Origin of the sequence: Streptomyces sp. HUAS TT11, from assembly GCF_051553595.1 — a bacterium.
GTDB lineage: Bacteria > Actinomycetota > Actinomycetes > Streptomycetales > Streptomycetaceae > Streptomyces.
The window spans coordinates 2,369,950-2,387,797 of sequence record NZ_CP196184.1; the positions used below are offsets into that span (position 1 = coordinate 2,369,950).

The 17,848-nt window shown below is 71.4% G+C and carries 15 protein-coding genes; 8 read left to right on the top strand and 7 right to left on the bottom strand.

Annotation, left to right across the window (positions count from 1 at the left end):
• The first annotated feature begins 134 nt into the window (after nucleotides 1-134).
• From ACSHXN_RS10705 to ACSHXN_RS10715, 3 genes are all read left to right on the top strand, one after another.
• Nucleotides 135-572 (top strand): Fur family transcriptional regulator, encoded by a 438-nt coding sequence (locus ACSHXN_RS10705; RefSeq protein WP_355135992.1) that lies wholly within the window; start codon nucleotides 135-137, stop codon nucleotides 570-572.
• A gap of 33 nt (nucleotides 573-605) precedes the next feature.
• Entirely contained in the window at nucleotides 606-2,828 is a 2,223-nt protein-coding gene (gene katG / locus ACSHXN_RS10710) for a catalase/peroxidase HPI (protein ID WP_355135990.1), read from the top strand.
• Between the two features lie 209 nt (nucleotides 2,829-3,037).
• Nucleotides 3,038-3,814 (top strand): polysaccharide deacetylase family protein, encoded by a 777-nt coding sequence (locus tag ACSHXN_RS10715; protein WP_438302993.1) that lies wholly within the window; start codon nucleotides 3,038-3,040, stop codon nucleotides 3,812-3,814.
• A gap of 25 nt (nucleotides 3,815-3,839) precedes the next feature.
• Here the strand turns inward: ACSHXN_RS10715 and ACSHXN_RS10720 are convergent, their stop codons facing one another.
• Complete coding sequence (locus ACSHXN_RS10720) at nucleotides 3,840-4,847, bottom strand: DUF2278 family protein (RefSeq protein ID WP_438302994.1); 1,008 nt, start codon at nucleotides 4,845-4,847, stop codon at nucleotides 3,840-3,842.
• A gap of 158 nt (nucleotides 4,848-5,005) precedes the next feature.
• On the opposite strand from ACSHXN_RS10720, the gene ACSHXN_RS10725 reads away from it, so the two are divergent.
• The gene (locus ACSHXN_RS10725) at nucleotides 5,006-5,473 is read left to right on the top strand and encodes an SRPBCC family protein (protein WP_438302995.1); all 468 of its coding nucleotides are present in this window, start codon (nucleotides 5,006-5,008) and stop codon (nucleotides 5,471-5,473) included.
• Nucleotides 5,470-6,120 (top strand): class I SAM-dependent methyltransferase, encoded by a 651-nt coding sequence (locus ACSHXN_RS10730; RefSeq protein WP_355135984.1) that lies wholly within the window; start codon nucleotides 5,470-5,472, stop codon nucleotides 6,118-6,120. Before ACSHXN_RS10725 ends, ACSHXN_RS10730 begins: the two co-directional genes overlap by 4 nt.
• 7 nt (nucleotides 6,121-6,127) lie before the next feature.
• Here the strand turns inward: ACSHXN_RS10730 and ACSHXN_RS10735 are convergent, their stop codons facing one another.
• The 5 genes from ACSHXN_RS10735 to ACSHXN_RS10755 form a co-directional block, all read right to left on the bottom strand.
• Nucleotides 6,128-7,279 (bottom strand): XdhC family protein, encoded by a 1,152-nt coding sequence (locus tag ACSHXN_RS10735; RefSeq protein ID WP_356110577.1) that lies wholly within the window; start codon nucleotides 7,277-7,279, stop codon nucleotides 6,128-6,130.
• A 46-nt stretch (nucleotides 7,280-7,325) separates the two neighbouring features.
• The gene (locus ACSHXN_RS10740) at nucleotides 7,326-8,783 is read right to left on the bottom strand and encodes an NCS2 family permease (protein WP_355135980.1); all 1,458 of its coding nucleotides are present in this window, start codon (nucleotides 8,781-8,783) and stop codon (nucleotides 7,326-7,328) included.
• A gap of 157 nt (nucleotides 8,784-8,940) precedes the next feature.
• The gene (locus tag ACSHXN_RS10745) at nucleotides 8,941-11,319 is read right to left on the bottom strand and encodes a xanthine dehydrogenase family protein molybdopterin-binding subunit (RefSeq protein ID WP_355135978.1); all 2,379 of its coding nucleotides are present in this window, start codon (nucleotides 11,317-11,319) and stop codon (nucleotides 8,941-8,943) included.
• A 2-nt stretch (nucleotides 11,320-11,321) separates the two neighbouring features.
• A complete protein-coding gene (locus tag ACSHXN_RS10750) occupies nucleotides 11,322-11,894 on the bottom strand; it encodes a (2Fe-2S)-binding protein (protein ID WP_438302996.1) in 573 nt (190 codons plus the stop codon).
• Nucleotides 11,894-12,793 carry an FAD binding domain-containing protein gene (locus tag ACSHXN_RS10755; protein ID WP_355135974.1) on the bottom strand — a complete coding sequence of 300 codons (900 nt, stop codon included), beginning with the start codon at nucleotides 12,791-12,793 and terminating at the stop codon, nucleotides 11,894-11,896. Before ACSHXN_RS10755 ends, ACSHXN_RS10750 begins: the two co-directional genes overlap by 1 nt.
• A gap of 331 nt (nucleotides 12,794-13,124) precedes the next feature.
• Here ACSHXN_RS10755 and ACSHXN_RS10760 point away from each other — a divergent pair, with 331 nt between their 5' ends.
• Together ACSHXN_RS10760 and ACSHXN_RS10765 are read left to right on the top strand one after the other, a co-directional pair.
• Entirely contained in the window at nucleotides 13,125-14,846 is a 1,722-nt protein-coding gene (locus ACSHXN_RS10760) for a PucR family transcriptional regulator (RefSeq protein ID WP_438302997.1), read from the top strand.
• Between the two features lie 152 nt (nucleotides 14,847-14,998).
• Complete coding sequence (locus ACSHXN_RS10765) at nucleotides 14,999-15,793, top strand: hypothetical protein (RefSeq protein WP_355135970.1); 795 nt, start codon at nucleotides 14,999-15,001, stop codon at nucleotides 15,791-15,793.
• A gap of 25 nt (nucleotides 15,794-15,818) precedes the next feature.
• On the opposite strand, the gene ACSHXN_RS10770 is transcribed toward ACSHXN_RS10765, so the two are convergent.
• Nucleotides 15,819-16,712 (bottom strand): GntR family transcriptional regulator, encoded by an 894-nt coding sequence (locus tag ACSHXN_RS10770; protein ID WP_438302998.1) that lies wholly within the window; start codon nucleotides 16,710-16,712, stop codon nucleotides 15,819-15,821.
• A gap of 164 nt (nucleotides 16,713-16,876) precedes the next feature.
• Between ACSHXN_RS10770 and ACSHXN_RS10775 the strand changes: the two genes are divergently transcribed.
• On the top strand, nucleotides 16,877-17,719 hold the full coding sequence (locus tag ACSHXN_RS10775) for a (2Fe-2S)-binding protein (RefSeq protein WP_355135968.1): 843 nt from the start codon (nucleotides 16,877-16,879) through the stop codon (nucleotides 17,717-17,719).
• Nucleotides 17,720-17,848: the final 129 nt, after the last annotated feature.

Below are 17,848 nucleotides of genomic sequence, written 5' to 3' on the forward strand. Positions count from 1 at the left end.
CGGCCGCGAGCCCGCAGATCACCACAAAATCCCGACGAGTGAACGACGCATGACAAAAGCCGCCGGCCCTGCCACCAAACTTGGGTCATTCGTTTTCTTGAATCCCTCGTGTTTGGAGCGGTAGGTTCAGCGCCGTGACCGCATCCCAGACCCCGAACACCGCCGAGGAGCTCCGCGGTGCCGGCCTGCGGGTGACGGCCGCCCGCGTCGCACTGCTCGAGACCGTCCGGGAGGGTGACCACCTCGGCGTCGAGGCGATCGCCTCCGCAGTCCGCGATCGCGTGGGCCACATCTCCGTCCAAGCCGTGTACGAGGCCCTCCACGCACTCACCGGGGTGGGGCTCATACGCCGCATCGAACCGGCCGGCAGTCCGGCCCGGTTCGAGGGACGCGTCGGGGACAACCACCACCACATCGTGTGCCGCTCGTGCGGTGCCGTCGCCGACGTCGCCTGTGCGGTCGGTGAGGCCCCTTGCCTGACCGCGTCCGACGACCACGGCTTCTCGGTCGACGAGGCCGAGGTCATCTACTGGGGCCTGTGCCCCGACTGTTCCATCGCCCGCAGTTCGTGAGCACCGTGATCCACCGAGTCCGGAAGGATTCCCATGTCCGAGAACCATGAGGCAATCGTCACCGATCCCAAGACCGAGGGCGCCGGCGGCTGCCCGGTCGCGCACGGGCGCGCCGCGCACCCGACGCAGGGTGGCGGAAACCGCCAGTGGTGGCCGGAGCGGCTCAATCTGAAGATCCTTGCCAAGAACCCCGCCGTGGCCAACCCCCTCGGCGAGGACTTCGACTACGCCGAGGCGTTCAAGAGCCTCGACCTCGCGGCCGTGAAGCAGGACATCGCCGAGGTGCTGACCACATCGCAGGACTGGTGGCCCGCCGACTTCGGCCACTACGGCCCCTTCATGATCCGCATGGCGTGGCACAGCGCCGGCACGTACCGCATCAGCGACGGCCGCGGCGGCGCGGGCGCCGGTCAGCAGCGGTTCGCGCCGCTCAACAGCTGGCCCGACAACGGCAACCTCGACAAGGCCCGCCGCCTGCTGTGGCCGGTGAAGAAGAAGTACGGCAAGAGCCTGTCCTGGGCCGACCTCATGATCCTCACCGGCAACGTGGCGCTGGAGTCGATGGGCTTCGAGACCTTCGGCTTCGGCGGCGGCCGTGCGGACGTCTGGGAGTCGGAGGAGGACGTCTACTGGGGTCCCGAGACCACCTGGCTCGGCGACGAGCGCTACACCGGCGACCGTGAGCTGGAGAACCCCCTCGGCGCCGTCCAGATGGGCCTCATCTACGTCAACCCGGAGGGCCCGAACGGCAACCCGGACCCGATCGCCGCGGCGCGCGACATCCGCGAGACGTTCCGCCGGATGGCGATGAACGACGAGGAGACGGTCGCCCTGATCGCGGGCGGCCACTCCTTCGGCAAGACGCACGGCGCCGGCCCGGCGGACCACGTCGGCCCCGACCCCGAGGCCGCCTCCATGGAGGAGCAGGGCCTGGGCTGGCGGAACACCTTCGGCACCGGCAAGGGCGCGGACGCCATCACGTCCGGCCTCGAGGTCACCTGGACCACCACGCCGACCCGGTGGAGCAACGACTTCTTCGAGAACCTCTTCGGCTACGAGTGGGAGCTGACCGAGTCCCCGGCCGGCGCCAAGCAGTGGAAGCCGAAGGACGGCGCGGGCGAGGGCACGGTGCCCGCCGCCCACGACCCGTCGAAGAAGATCGCCCCGGCGATGCTGACCACCGACCTGTCGCTGCGCTTCGACCCGATCTACGAGCAGATCTCCCGCCGCTTCTACGAGAACCCGGCGGAGTTCGCGGACGCGTTCGCCCGGGCCTGGTACAAGCTCACCCACCGCGACATGGGCCCGAAGTCGCAGTACCTCGGCCCGGAGGTCCCGGAGGAGACCCTGCTGTGGCAGGACCCGCTGCCCGAGGCCGAGGGCGAGGCCATCGACGCCGGGGACGTCGCGGTCCTCAAGGCCAAGCTGCTCGACTCGGGTCTGACCGTCTCGCAGCTCGTGGCCACCGCATGGGCGTCGGCCTCGACGTTCCGCGGCAGCGACAAGCGCGGCGGCGCCAACGGCGCGCGCATCCGGCTCGAGCCGCAGCGCGGCTGGGAGGCCAACGGCCCCGACCAGCTCGCCTCGGTCCTGCGTGTCCTCGAGGGCGTCCAGGAGGAGTTCAACTCCGGTGCCAAGAAGGTCTCCCTGGCCGACCTGATCGTGCTCGGCGGCTCCGCGGCCGTGGAGAAGGCCGCCAAGGACGCCGGCTACGACATCGAGGTGCGCTTCACCCCTGGCCGTGTCGACGCGACCGACGAGCACACGGACGTGGAGTCCTTCGTGGCGCTCGAGCCCACCTCCGACGGGTTCCGCAACTACCTCGGCAAGGGCAACCGCCTGCCGGCCGAGTACCTGCTGCTCGACCGTGCGAACCTGCTGACCCTGAGCGCCCCGGAGATGACGGTCCTCGTCGGCGGTCTGCGCGTCCTCGGCGCGAACCACCAGCAGTCCTCGCTCGGTGTGCTCACCGAGACCCCCGGTGTCCTGACGAACGACTTCTTCGTCAACCTGCTCGACCTGGGCACGACGTGGAAGTCGACGTCCGAGGACCAGACCACGTTCGAGGGACGCGACGCGGCCACGGGCGAGGTCAAGTGGACCGGCACCCGTGCCGACCTGGTCTTCGGATCGAACTCCGAGCTGCGCGCGCTGGCGGAGGTCTACGCGAGCGACGACGCCCGCGAGAAGTTCGCGAAGGACTTCGTCGCCGCCTGGACCAAGGTGATGGACCTGGACCGGTTCGACCTGGTCTGATCTGATCCGACGTCCCGTCCGGCCGGTCCACGCCGGCCGGACGGGCCCCGGCTCGCCCCACGGTCCCGGCAGGGTCTCCTGCCGGGACCGTCGCCGTGTGCGGGGAACGTGGCCCGCGGCCGGTCCTTCCCCACCGGGCAGTCGTCCGGATCCGGCGCAGACCCGGGCGACTATACATGTCGTGTATACTCTGCATGTATAGTCGCCGCATGCTCTCACCAGGGAAGATGAACAGACGTGCGGGCCGGTTGTCCGCTGTGGCCGCCCTCTTCGTGATGGTTGTCACGCTTTCGGGATGCAGCACGCTGCGCACCACGGCGCCGTCGGCCGTCCGGGCACACATCGGGGCGGGCGCGCCCGCCCGGTTCGGCACCGTCGACTGCCGCGAGGCCAAGTGCATCGCACTGACCTTCGACGCGGGGCCGAGCGAGAACTCGGCGCGGCTGCTCGACATCCTCAAGGAGAAGAAGGTCCCGGCGACCTTCTTCCTGCTCGGCAAGGGGCACATCGAGAAGTACCCGGACCTGGTCCGGCGGATGGCCGCGGAGGGCCATGAGGTCGCCAGCCACACCTGGGACCACAAGATACTGACCAAGATCCCGCCGCAGCTGATACGCGAGGAACTGCGCAGGCCGAGCGACGCGATAGAGGAGCTCACCGGCCACCGGCCCACGCTGATGCGCCCGCCCCAGGGGCGTACGAACGACACCGTGAACCGCATCAGCCGTGAGCAGGGGCTCGCCGAGGTGCTGTGGAGCGTGACCGCCAAGGACTATCTGACCGACGACTCCGACCTGATCCGCAAGCGGGTCCTGGACCAGGCGGGACGGGACGGGATCATCCTGCTCCACGACATCTACCCGGGCACCGTGCCCGCCGTGCCCGGGATCATCGACGCGCTCAAGGAACGCGGGTACGTCTTCGTGACGGTGCCCCAGCTGCTCGCCCCCGGGAAGGCGGAGCCGGGCACCGTGTACCGGCCCTGACCTCCCGATGCGCGCACCGGGCGCCTCAGAACACGACCGACCAGCCCTCCCGCGCCGCCTGCTCCGCGGTGTAGGAGACGCCGTGCACCTTCAGGCCGCCGGCGTCCAGCAGAGTGATCTCGCCACCGCGGTTGCCGAGTCGGGCGCCGTCCGTCACGGGCAAAGCCAGGCAGGCGCCGGCCCCCAGAGTGCCCGGAGGGATCGTGCAGGCATGGCCGAGACGGTCCACCAGGCGCCAGCCCGCCAGGTCGACGGGGTCCGGCGAGACGTTGATGAGGGTCACGGTCTCCGCCTCCGCCCCCTGGCCCCGTGGGTTGACCAGGGCGGCCACGATCCGCACGGCGCCGCCACCCGGTGCGGGGAGTGTCCCGTCCGGGACCAGGGCATGCCCGGTGACGTCGTCGGTGTGCCACGTCTGGCTCTGGAAGGCGAGGAAGACCGCCACACACCGGGACTGCGCGGGGAAGTGCAGCAGGAGGCCGCCGTCCTGCCAGACGCCGTCGTCCTTGGCGAACCGCGCGCTGTTGCCCTGGTTCATATGGATGTCGTGGACGCCGTTCCCGGGCAGGAAGCCGAAGACCTTGTCGCGGACGTTCTTCTCGGGGCCCCAGCGCTCGCCGAAGACGTACAGCCGGGCGGAGGCGTCGTCCACCGCGCGGCGCACATAGTGGTCGAGGAGGTCCGCGAGGTCGTTGTCCGGGCCGGACACATCCGGCGGGAGCAGGCGCATGCGCGCCGGGTCGAAGAGGTTGCCGCGGACGAAGTCGAGGTTGGGACCGCCCGGGCCGGACGGCAGGGTGTTCCAGCCGCCGGTGAGTCCCTCCAGCCGGGCGGTGACCGGATGGCGGAAGTCCTCGCTGACGAGGTAGCGCAGATCCGAGGGCTTCTCCTGGGACCGCACGTTGACGGACGCGCGGTAGTGGGTGCCCTGGCCGTCCGTCAGATGGATCTGGTAGTGCGGCGTGTCGACCGCGCCCTCGCGGCGGGTGTCCACGGCGCGCCCGATCAGTACGCCGTAGGTCTTCAGCGGCATGGTGATCAACTCCCCCTGCGGGCAGGCGCGTTGCCCACCCGATGCGGCGCATGCTAGCGACGGCACGCCCCCTGTCACCCCTCCTGCCGTGAATTCACGCGCTGTCCATCTGTGCGTGCCTGACGGAGGAAACGCGGGGCCCCGCCTACGATCCCCCGGTGGTCCTCATCCTCGTCGAACGCGTCACCCGGCTCACCGTCGACCAGGCCTGGCGCCGTCTCACGGACTGGCCGCGCCACGGGACCGTGGTGCCGCTGACCCGGGTCTCGGTGCTCACCCCGCCGCCCACGGCCGAGGGCACGGTCTTCGTGGCCCGCACCGGTCTCGGTCCCCTCACCTTCGACGATCCGATGCGGGTGGCCCGGTGGCAGCCGCCGACACTGTGCCGCCTGGTCAAGCAAGGAAGGCTCGTCACCGGCTGGGCGGAGATCGAGGTGCACCCCTTGGGCACGGAGGGCTCGCGGGTGGTATGGCGGGAGGACCTGGCCGTCCGCCTGTTGCCCGCGCTCTTCGACGGGCTGCTCGGGTGGGCGGGACGAAGGATGTTCGGACGTGCGGTGGACGGGTTGCTCGCCCGGGATCCGGGCCCCGGTGTCGGTGGCGACCTCTACAGTCCACCAGCATGACGGAGACCGTGCACCATCTGACGACCCGGGCCTCGTACGACAGGGTGGCCGAGGACTACGACAGGTTGCTCCGGGACGAGCTGGCGAGCATGCCCTTCGACCGCGCCATGTTGGGGGTGTTCGCGGAGCGGGTGCTGGACGGCGGAGGCGGGCTCGTCGGAGACCTCGGATGCGGTCCCGGGCGGATCACGACCTATCTGGAGAAGCTGGGGCTCGACGCCTTCGGGATCGATCTGTCACCGCGGATGGTGGCCGTCGCCCGGCAGGCCTACCCCGCCCTCCGCTTCGAGGTCGGGTCGATGACCGGCCTCGACCTGAGGGACGGCGTACTGGCCGGTGCTCTCGCCTGGTACTCCACCGTGCACACCCCGCCCGAGGAACTGCCCGTGATCTTCGCGGAGTTCCATCGGGTGCTCGCTCCCGGCGGCCATCTCCTCATGGCCTTCAAGGTCGGCGACGAGTGTGTGCACCTCGACCACGCCTACGGGCACGAGCTCGCCCTGGACGTCTACCGCCGTCCGCCGGAGCGGATCTCCGAGCTGCTGGGGCGGGCCGGTTTCGAGGAGGTCGCCCGGCTCGTGCGGGCGGCCGACGGCCTTCGGGAGAGCACCCCGCAGGCCTACCTCCTCGCCCGCAGACCCCTCTGAGCCCCCATCAGGCCAGTGACACGATCCGCCCCGGGGAGACGGGCGTCGTGTCGCGGTGGATCGGGGTGTGGGCGCCGGTGAGGGAGACGCCGCTGCCGCCGTGCCGGGCCGCGACGATCTCCGCGGCGATGGACAGGGCGGTCTCCTCCGGTGTGCGGGCGCCGAGGTCGAGTCCGATCGGTGAGCGCAGGCGGGCCAGCTCCAGGTCGGTGACACCGACGTCGCGCAGGCGCGCGGTGCGGTCCCGATGGGTACGGCGCGAGCCCATCGCGCCGACGTAGGCGACCGGGAGGCCGAGCGCCAGCCGCAGCAACGGCACGTCGAACTTGGCGTCGTGCGTCAGCACGCACAGGACGGTGCGGCCGTCGACGCGCGTGCGCTCCAGATACCGGTGCGGCCACTCGACGACGATCTCGTCGGCCTCGGGGAAGCGGGTCCGGGTGGCGAAGACGGGGCGCGCGTCGCACACCGTGACGCGGTAGCCCAGGAACACGCCGACACGGACGAGCGCGGAGGCGAAGTCGACCGCGCCGAACACGATCATCCGCGGCGGGGGAACGGAGGACTCCACCAGGACCGTGAGCGGTGCACCGCAGCGCGAGCCCTGTTCCCCGATCTCCAGGGTGCCGGTCCGGCCCACCTCCAGGAACGCGCCCGCCTCGGCCGCCACCGTGCGGTCCAGTTCCGGACGGACGCCGAATCCTCCCTCGTACCCGCCGCCCGGGCCTACCAGCAGTGCCCGGCCGAGCAGGTCCGCCGGACCGCGCACGATCCGTGCGACCGCCGCGGCCTCGCCGCGGGCGGCGGCGGCCAGCGCGGCGGCGAGCACCGGGCGGGCGGCATCGGCCGCCCGCACCGGCGTGACGAGGATGTCGATGACCCCGCCACAGGTCAGACCGACGGCGAAGGCGTCCTCGTCGCTGTACCCGAAACGCTCCAGGACCACCTCGCCGTCCTCCAGCGCCTGCAGGCACAGGTCGTAGACCGCACCCTCCACACAGCCGCCGGAGACCGAGCCGATCGCCGTGCCGCCGACGTCCACCGCGAGGGCGGCGCCGGGCCCGCGAGGACCGCTGCCGCCGACCGCCACCACCGTGGCGACGGCGAAGTCGCGCCCCTGCTCGACCCACCGGTGCAGTTCTTCGGCGATGTCCAGCATCTCTCGGTCTCCTTGACGATGTGAGCGGAAGGGCGGTCGGGGGTGTCTAGTGGACGCCGAGCCAGCTCTCGATCGGGTCGAGGGCGAAGTAGATCAGGAAGACGGCCGTCAGCCCCCACATGAAGGCGCCGATCTCCCGCGCCCTGCCCTGCGCGACCTTGATGGCGGCGTACGAGACGACACCCGCGGCGACGCCCGTGGTGATCGTGTAGGTGAACGGCATCAGGACCACGGTCAGGAAGACCGGGATAGCGGTGGCGCGGTCGGACCAGTCCACATGACGGGCGTTCATCAGCATCATGGCCCCGATGACCACCAGGGCCGCCGAGGCCACCTCCTGGGGGACGATCGCGGTCAGCGGGGTGAAGAACAGACAGGCCGCGAAGAACAGCCCGGTGACGACGGAGGCGAGTCCCGTGCGGGCACCCTCGCCGACGCCCGTGGCCGACTCGATGAACACCGTCTGCCCGGAGCCGCCCGCCACACCGCCGATCGCGCCGCCGGCGCCGTCGATGAACAGCGCCTTGGACAGACCCGGCATCCGGCCCTTGTCGTCGGCGAGTCCGGCCTCCGTGCCGACACCGATGATGGTGGCCATCGCGTCGAAGAAACCGGCGAGGACCAGCGTGAAGACGATGAGGCCGACGGTCATCGCGCCGATGTCGCCCCAGCCGCCGAAGTCGACGTGTCCGAAGAGCGAGAAGTCCGGCATCGACATCGCGCTGCCGTGCAGTTCGGGTGCGCCGTTCGCCCAGGAGCCGGCCTCGACGACACCCAGTGCGTTGAGTGCCGCGGCGACGACCGTACCGCTGACGATGCCGATGAGGATGGCGCCGGGCACATGGCGGGCCTGGAGCATGAAGATCAGCAACAGGGTTCCGGCGAAGAGCAGGACGGGCCATCCGGTCAGCTGTCCGGCGGGCCCGAGAGTGACCGGGGTGGCCTTGCCCTGGTGCACGAAGCCGGACTTGTAGAAGCCGATGAGGGCGATGAACAGGCCGATGCCCATGGTGATGCCGTGCTTGAGCGCCAGTGGGATCGCGTTCATGACCATCTCACGCAGGCCGGTGACGACCAGAAGCATGATGACCACGCCGTACACCACGCACATGCCCATCGCCTGAGGCCATGTCATCTGCGGGGCGACCTGCGAGGACAGGACACCGGAGACCGAGAGTCCGGCGGCGAGGGCGAGCGGCGCCTTGCCGGCGAAACCCATCAGAAGTGTGGTGAAGGCGGCGGCGAACGCGGTCGCGGTGATCAGTGCCTGCCGGCCGAGTGTGTCCCCCGCCGCGTCCTTGCCGGACAGGATCAGGGGGTTGAGCAACAGGATGTACGCCATCGCCATGAAGGTGGTGACGCCGCCGCGCACTTCGCGCGCGAGGGTGGAGCCACGCCGGGATATGTGGAAGTAGCGGTCGAGCCAGGACCGGCCGGCCGGGACGCGGCTTCCCGCGCCGGCGTCCTCGGCCGTGGTCCTGCAATCCACGGACTGCTGGGTCATGCTGCCGTCTCCCGAGTTCATAGGGGCACCCGTGCAACCGCCGTGACGGCCACGGGATCAGGGGATCTGCACGACCCGGGGGACGGCCCGAGACGGACATCGGGCCTCCGGGGGACACGGTCCCCCGGAGGAGTTCACCTGCCCGACTGCCGGAGGTTCACGTGCCCGTGAGGTGTTCGGGCCGTACCGGTGTCCGGTTCAGCTCCAGGCCCGTGGCGTCGCGAATGGCCGCCAGGACCGCGGGAGTCGAGGACAGGGTGGGTGCCTCGCCGACACCGCGCAGCCCGTAGGGGGCGTTGGTGTCGGCGAGTTCGAGCACGTCGACCGGGATGGTCGGCGTGTCGAGGATGGTGGGGATCAGATAGTCGGTGAAGGAGGGGTTCTTCACCTTCGCGGTCCTGGGGTCGACGACGATCTCCTCCATGACCGCGATGCCCAGGCCCTGGGTCGTACCGCCCTGGATCTGGCCGGCGACGGACTGCGGGTTGAGGGCCTTGCCGACGTCCTGGGCGCAGGCCAGTTCGACGACCTTGACCAGCCCCAGTTCGGTGTCGACCTCCACCACGGCGCGGTGCGCGGCGAAGGAGTACTGGACATGGCCGTTGCCCTGCCCGGTGCGCAGGTCGAAGGGCTCGGTGGGACGGTGCCGCCACTCGCGCTCCAGCTCGACGGCCTCGTCGCCGAGTACGTCCACCAGGTCGGCGAGCACCTCGCCGGCTTCGGTGACGACCTTCCCGCTCTCCAGCAGCAGTTCGGCGGTGGCCCAGGCCGGGTGGTACGCACCGAACTTGCGGCGGCCCTTGTCGAGAACCTCCTCACGGACCAGCTCGCAGGCGTGCTTCACGGCGCCACCGGTGACATACGTCTGGCGGGAGGCGGACGTCGAACCGGCCGATCCGACCTGCGTGTCGGCCGGCTGGATGGTCACCCGGCCGACCCCCAGTTCGGTGCGGGCGATCTGCGCGTGCACGGTGACACCGCCCTGGCCGACCTCCGCCATCGCGGTGTGCACGGTGGCGACGGGCTCGCCCGCGATCACCTCCATGCGCACCTTGGCGGTGGAGTAGTCGTCGAAGCCCTCGGAGAAACCGACGTTCTTGATGCCGACCGCGTAGCCGACTCCGCGGACGACGCCTTCGCCGTGCGTGGTGTTGGACAGACCACCGGGCAGCTGCCGTACGTCCGGGCCCTCCGAGCTCTCCCACTGGCGCTCCGGCGGCATCGGCATCGCCTTGACACGGCGCAGGAGTTCGGCGACCGGGGCCGGGGAGTCGACCGGTTGTCCGGTCGGCATGAGGGTGCCCTGCTCCATGGCGTTGTGCTGCCTGAACTCGACCGGGTCCATGCCGAGTTCCTTCGCCACCTTGTCCATCTGCGCCTCGTAGGCGAAACACGCCTGGACCGCGCCGAAACCGCGCATGGCGCCGCAGGGCGGGTTGTTGGTGTAGAGGGCGACGGCCTCGATGTCGACGTCGTCCACGGCATACGGGCCGACGCCCAGCGAGGAGGCGTTGCCGACGACCGCCGGGGACGCGGAGGCGTAGGCGCCGCCGTCGAGCACGATCCGGCACTTGACGTGCGTCAGCTTCCCCTCGCGGGTGGCGCCGTGCTCGTAGTACAGCTTCGCGGGATGGCGGTGGACATGGCCGAAGAACGACTCGAACCGGTTGTAGACGATCTTGACCGGCTTGCCGGTGCGCAGTGCGAGCAGACAGGCGTGGATCTGCATCGACAGGTCCTCACGGCCCCCGAAGGCACCGCCGACACCGGACAGCGTCATCCGCACCTTCTCCGGCGGCAGACCGAGGACCGGTGCGATCTGGCGCAGGTCGGAGTGGAGCCACTGGGTGGCGACGTACAGGTCGACGCCGCCGTCCTCCGCCGGGACAGCGAGTCCCGACTCGGGGCCCAGGAAGGCCTGGTCCTGCATGCCGAAGTGGTACTCGCCCTCGACGATCACGTCGGCCCGCCCGCGGGCCCCGGCCACGTCGCCGCGGACGATCGGCTGGCGGTGGACGATGTTGGGGTGCGGCACATGGCCGATGTGGTGGTCGGTGCGGTTCTCGTGGACGAGGGGCGCGTCCGGGGCCGTCGCGGACGCCTCGTCGGTGATGACCGGCAGCTCGCGGTACTCCACCCGGATCCTGGCGGCGGCGCGGCGCGCGGTCTCCGGGTGGTCGGCTGCGACGATCGCGACCGGCTCGCCGTGGTGGCGGACCTTGCCGTGGGCCAGGACGGGGGTGTCCTGGATCTCCAGCCCGTAGTTCTTCACCTCGGTCGGCAGGTCGTCGTAGGTCATGACGGCGTACACGCCGGGGGTGGCGAGAGCCTCGCCCGTGTCGATCGAGACGATCTCGGCGTGTGCGACCGTGGAGCGCAGGATCTGCCCCCACAGCATGTCCTCGTGCCACATGTCGGAGGAGTACGCGAACTCCCCGGTGACCTTGAGGATGCCGTCGGGACGAAGCGTGGACTCGCCGATGCCGCCCTTCGTCCGGGAGCCCTGCGTGATCTTTGTGGGAACGCCGTTGGGCATGCTCAGACCCCCTCGGACTGCCGGGCGGCCGCCAGACGGACGGCGTCCATGATCTTCTCGTAGCCGGTGCAGCGGCACAGATTGCCCGACAGCGCCTCACGGATGTCCGCGTCGCTCGGGTTGGGGTTGTGCTCCAGCATCTCGTCGGCCGCCACGAGCAGTCCCGGGGTGCAGAAGCCGCACTGGACGGCGCCGGCGTCGATGAACGCCTGCTGGATCGGGGAGAGTTCCATGCCCACACCGGTCTGCGGGTCGGCGCCCTCTGCCTGCCAGTGCTTCGCCTCGTCCAGCGAGGTACCGACCGCGTCCGATCCGCGGGCCCGCTGCCTCGCGTGGTCCGCGAGCCCTTCGACGGTGACGACCTCGCGGCCCTCGACCTGCCCTGCGGCGACCAGGCACGAGCACACCGGCAGTCCGTCCAGGCGCACCGTGCAGGAACCGCACTCGCCCTGCTCGCAGGCGTTCTTGGAGCCCGGAAGCCCGAGGCGCTCGCGCAGCACGTAGAGCAGCGACTCGCCCTCCCAGACGTCGTCCGCTTCCTGCGGGCGTCCGTTGACGGTGAAGTTGACCCGCATTACGCGACTCCCCCCTTTCGGAAAGCGGCGCCTTCGGTGCCGCGGTAGGACTCCCAGGTCCATGTCAGGGTGCGGCGCGCCATGACACCCACCGCGTGCCGGCGGTAGCTCGCGGTGCCCCGGACGTCGTCGATCGGGTTGCAGGAGGCGGAGCACAGGTCCGCGAACCGCTTGGCGACCGACGGAGTGATGATCTTGCCGTTGTCCCAGAAGCCGCCGTCCTCGAGCGCCGCGTTCAGGAAGTCCTCCGCGGCCTTCGCCCGGATGGGCGTCGGTGCGGCGGAGCCGATGCCGGTGCGCACGGTGCGGGTCGCGGGGTGCAGGGCGAGCCCGAAGGCGCACACCGCGATGACCATGGCGTTGCGGGTGCCGACCTTCGAGTACTGCTGCGGGCCGTCGGCCTTCTTGACGTGGACCGCTCGGATCAGTTCGTCGGGCGCCAGGGCATTGCGCTTCACACCGGTGTAGAACGCGTCGATCGGAATGCGGCGGCAGCCGCGCACCGACTCGGCCTCGACCTCGGCGCCCGCCGCGAGGAGCGCGGGGTGGGCGTCACCTGCGGGGGAGGCGGTGCCCAGATTGCCGCCGACTCCGCCCCGGTTGCGGATCTGTGGGGAGGCCACCGTGTGGGAGGCGAGGGCCAGGCCCGGCAGCTCCGCCCGCAGCTGCTCCATGATCCTGGTGTACGGCACCGAGGCCCCGAGCCGCACGCTGTCCTCGCCGACCTCCCACTCGTACAGTTCGCCGATCCGGTTGAGGTCCATCAGGTACTCGGGCCTGCGGTGGTCGAAGTTGATCTCGACCATCACATCGGTGCCGCCCGCGATGGGCACGGCGGTGGGGTGCTCCGCCTTGGCGGCGAGCGCCTCCTCCCAGCTTGCGGGGCGAAGGAAGTCCATGACCGGCTCTCTTCTTCGTCTCGTGGGTCGTACGGATCGAGCCGGGATCGGTGCGGCGGGCCCGGCTCGTCTGCTGCTGTCAACCCGGAATGAGGCCAGTACACCGCCCATGGTGCGTCGGAGTCAGTCACCGAAACCATGAAGGAGTTGGCTGGCCAGGGAACCCATCTTGTAGATTCATATGAACGGAGGCCATCAGTAACCTCTCCGGTTTCCCCCGGCAACACCGCGCACAGCCGGAGGGAACCGCGAGACCGGCTTCCGTGCCCCCGGGGCCGGCGCCCCGACCGATCGAACGTGGATTTCCGGACAAGAACGGCGGCGACGAGACATGCGGCTGCGCGCACTGCTGAACACCGACGCGCTGGGGCTGCGGCTGCTGGGCGGCGAGGACGAGCTGGAGCGCACCGTGCGTGGTGTGATGACCACGGATCTCAAGGACCCGAGCCGCTATCTCTCCGGTGGCGAGCTGGTCCTCACGGGTCTGGCATGGCGGCACGACGCCGCCGACTCCGAGCCGTTCGTCCGCATCCTCGCAGGTGCGGGCGTCGCCGGCCTCGCCGCCGGCGAGGCCGAGCTGGGCGACATCCCCGAAGACCTGGTCGTGGCCTGCGTACGGCACCGGCTGCCGCTGTTCGCCGTCCACGAGTCGGTTGCGTTCGCCACCATCACCGAGCACGTCGTGCGCCAGGTGTCCGGTGAGCGGGCCGGGGACCTGGCGGCCGTGGTGGACCGGCACCGGCGGATGATGACCTCGGGTCCTGCGGGCGGCGGCCCGGACGTCGTCCTGGACCTGCTCGGCTCCGACCTGGACCTGCGCGCCTGGGTGCTCTCCCCCACCGGCCGCCCGATCGCCGGCCCGACCCCGGGGCTCGCGGCGGACGTCCGCGCCCGGCTGGCCGCGGAGCATCTGGCGGCGGTGCGCACCGGCCGCCGCGGACCGCACCGGGTGACGGTCGGCGCGGCGACGTATTCGCTCTTCCCCGTCCGCAACTGGGGCCACCGCCCCGCGGTGGCCGAAACCGAACGCACCGGCGAGGCGGCACGGGACGTACGCGAGACGGTGCTGTCCGACTGGCTGCTCGCCGTCGAGGCGGACGCCGCCGACTGGCCCGAGGAACGGCTCGACCTGCTCCAGGGTGTCACCCAGCTGATCGCGGTCGAACGGGACCGGCGGGACGCGGCACGCACGGTGCGGCGGCGGCTCGCCCAGGAGGTCCTCGAGCTGGTGCAGACGGGGGCCGCGCCCGCCGAGATCGCGGCCCGGCTCCGGGTCGCCGCACCCGTGCTCCTGCCCGGCCTCGGAACGGCCCCGCACTGGCAGGTGGTCGTCGCCCGGGTCGAGTGGGACGAGGGGGACGTCGAGAGCGGCCCGGTCGCACAGGCGCTGCTCGAGGAGATCCTGGTCGACCTCCCCTCGGGCCTTTCGGGCCAGGAGTACCTCCAGACGAACGCTCCCGAGCAGGCCGACCGGATCGCGGTGGCCCACACGGGTGACGAGGCCATCGCGCTCGTCCCCCTGCCGGCGGTCTCCTCGGAGCGCGAAGGCGCCGAGCCGGGCATCCTCGCCGACGCCCTCCTGGAAGCCGTACGGGACCCGCTGTCCGCCGGCCTCGACGGCGACGGCCGGCTCACGCTCGGCGTCAGCGCGACCGTGCATTCCGCCGAGGGGCTGCGCGGCGCCCTGGAGGAGGCGAGGCACGCCCGCCGGGTCGCCGCGGCCCGGACGGGCCGGGTCAGCGCCGCCGGGCACCAGGAGCTGGCGTCGCACGTGCTCCTGCTGCCGTTCGTCCCGGACGACGTGCGCCGCGCCTTCACGGCTCGCCTTCTGGACCCGCTGCGCGACTACGACCGCCGGCACCGCGCCGAGCTGATCCCCACCCTGGAGGCGTTCCTGGAGTGCGACGGCTCCTGGACCCGCTGTGCGACCCGGCTGCACCTGCACGTCAACACGCTGCGCTATCGGGTCGGGCGTATCGAGCAGTTGACGAGTCGTGACCTCTCGCGCCTCGAGGACAAGCTCGATTTCTTCCTGGCATTGCGCATGAGTTGAGGTCATCGCGGCGGTCCGGAAGGCGGTCCCGAGCGACGCCGTGTCCCACGACTTTGTGAAATCCTTCACCCGCCCCCTTGGCCCGGTGCCGCGATTGGTGCTGGAATGCCGCCACCACTCAACAGCTCGATGGCGCGCTCGGGGAGGGCAACGTGGCGCATACCGCCATGTCTGGTACCGGAACGACCGCAGGTGACGATCCACTCCAGACCGCGGTATGGCGGCTGCGCTCACGCGCCTGCTGGTCCGACGCGGCAGCCCTTCTGCAGGCGCAGACGGCACAGGCCTCGCTCCAGCGGGCCTCGTTGCTCGTCGAACGGTGCCTGTACACGGAGCAGGGCTGGGAGGACGCCGAGGACGCGCTGCGCACGGCCGAGGCGCAGGCCCACAGCGACGAGGAACGGGGCGCCGCGGCGTGCGAGCGCGGCCAACTGGCCTACGCGGCCACGCTGCACGGCGTCCGGGACCGGGCGGACGAGGCACGCGCCGCTCTCGGCCGGGCGGCCGCGCTGATCCCGCCGGGCGCCCAGGGCCGGGCGCTGCTGGACTTCCGGCGCGGCCTCATCGCCGAGAACCTCGCCCATGCCCCACAGGCGGCGCAGGCCGCCTACCGCCGCGCGCATGCGAGCGCCTCGGCGTACGGCGACCCGCTGCTGCTCTCCTTCACCTGGCGCCATCTGGCGGGACTCGCGCTGCGCGAGGGCGAGGTGGCCGAGGCCCGGCACGGCTTCGCCGAATCGCTGCGGATCCGCGAGGAGCTGGGCTACCTGGTGGGCACGGCGCCGGCACTGGCCTCGCTCGCGGACACCGAGAGCGAGCCGGAGGCCTCCCGGCTGCGGGCCGAGGCGGGCCGGCTGTTCCGGCTGCTGGGTGGCGTACCGACCTGGCTCGCGCGGCAGCTGGCGTCGGTGAAGCCGGGATCCGGACCGGACGTCGACCAGCTGTAGTGCCCTGTGAGCGGCGCCGTACGGATCAGGACGTTCCGGTGAAGTGCCCCCGCACCAGGGACTGCACCACCGTCAGGTCCTGTGCGATCAGCGCGTCCAGCAGCGTCGAGTGCTCGGCCGCGTCGGCGATCAGGTCGGCACGGCCGCGCGCGGCGGATCCGCCGAGGAGCGGCCACTGCGCGCGGCGGTGCAGGTCCTCCGCGATCCGCAGCAGCTGTTCGTTGCCGGCGAGGGCGAGCACCGCGCGGTGGAAGACACGGTCCGACTCGGCGTACGTCGCCCGGCACCCGGACGACGCGGCCCGTACGCTCGCCTCCGCCAGCGGGCGCAGCTCCGCCCAGCGTTCCCCGGGCACCGTGCGGGCGAGCCGCAGCACGACCGGAACCTCGATCAGCGTCCGGATCTCGGCGAGCTCGGCGAGCTCACGGGCGCCGCGCACGACGACACGGAAACCGCGGTTGGGCACGACCTCGACGGCGCCCTCCAGCGCGAGTTGCTGCATCGCCTCGCGCACCGGGGTGGCGGACACCCCGAAGCGCTCGCCGAGCACGGGCGCCGAGTAGACCTCTCCGGGTGTCAGCTCCCCCGCCACCAGCGCGGTGCGCAGGGCGTCGAGGATCTGCCGGCGCACCGAGGCCCGCTGCACGACATGCCGCCCGCTCCCGGACAGCGCCTCGCGGAGCGCTTCCCCGCCCGCTCGGGACCCCTCGCCGCCGTGCGGGCCGTCGGCCACGCGCGGCCTCGGGATCGGCACCTCACTGTGAGTGTGCTCACCCCGGGCCCGGTCGGCGCTCTCGCACCGCTCACGCACCTCGTCCACGGACCGGATCCGCGAAGGCACCGGAGCGGCCTGGGCACGGACGTCCGCGGTCCCCGTCTCGGCCGAGCCCTCCGCACGGCGGGAACGGGCCTGCTCCACGGCTCCTCCTCCGGTTCTGGTGGTGCTGGACGGGCGCGGAGGAGTCCTCGGGACCGCTCACCGCTCGTAAAGCACCTTAGGCACCTTACGCTCCGGTTCAAGTCCCGGCGGTCTCCGCTAAGGTGAGCCTTACCTATCAATGCGTCCGGAACGGCGGTGCCCGCATGCCCCTCTCCGCCACGCTCCCGTCCGTCGTCACGGCGGCGTACACCCGGCTCGCCGAGGTGCTCCCGATGCTGACCGTGACGGAGCTGGGACGCGAGGAGCCGGCTCCGGAGGGCGACGGCTGGGCCGCGGTCGCCGGGCTCGCGGCGGGCGGTGCCGTGCTGGACGCGTTCCTGGCCTGGGACGAGGACCAAGTGGTGCGCGACTACGGTCAGCGGGCCCGCCCCGATGTCGTCGCGAGCTTCGGACTGCACCGGTACGCCTGGCCGGCCTGCCTGCTGATCACCGTCCCCTGGTTCCTCCAGCGGCGTGTGCCGCGCTTCCCCGTGGCTCACGTCGCGTTCCAGCGCACCCTGGGACGCATGGCGGTGCGCACCGGCGCTTTCGCCTGCCTTCCCGACGATCCCGCCGCGGAGCTGCCCGGCGCCCGGGTGGTGGCGGACGAGGAGGCGCTGCGGGCCGAGGTCCGGGAGGCCGTGGCCGAGCACCTGGGCCCGGTGCTGGCCGGATTCGGGCCGCGCATGCGACGGCGGGGGCGTGCGCTGTGGGGCACGGCCACGGACGAGGTCGTCGACGGGCTCTTGTACGTGGCCCAGCTGCTCGGCGAGGAGCAGCGGGCGCGGCGCGAACTGGAGTTGCTCATGCCGGGCGGCACGATGCCCTACGCGGGCTCGGCCGGGTTCCGCGAACTGACGGGCCCGAACGGCGAGTCGCTGCCCACCCGGGACCGGGTGAGCTGCTGCATGTTCTACACACTGCGCCCCGAGGACACCTGCGACACCTGCCCGCGCGTGTGCGACGCCGAGCGTGTGGTCAAACTGACTGCCGCCGCTGCGGACTGACGCCCACTCAGGGGAGGTGGCGACGGGCTGCGGGACCCGTGCCGTAAGATCCACACCGAATGGGACCCACCCGGATCACGGTTGTTTCACAACTTCCTCACGCGTCGCGGGAACTTTCCGTGGATCCAT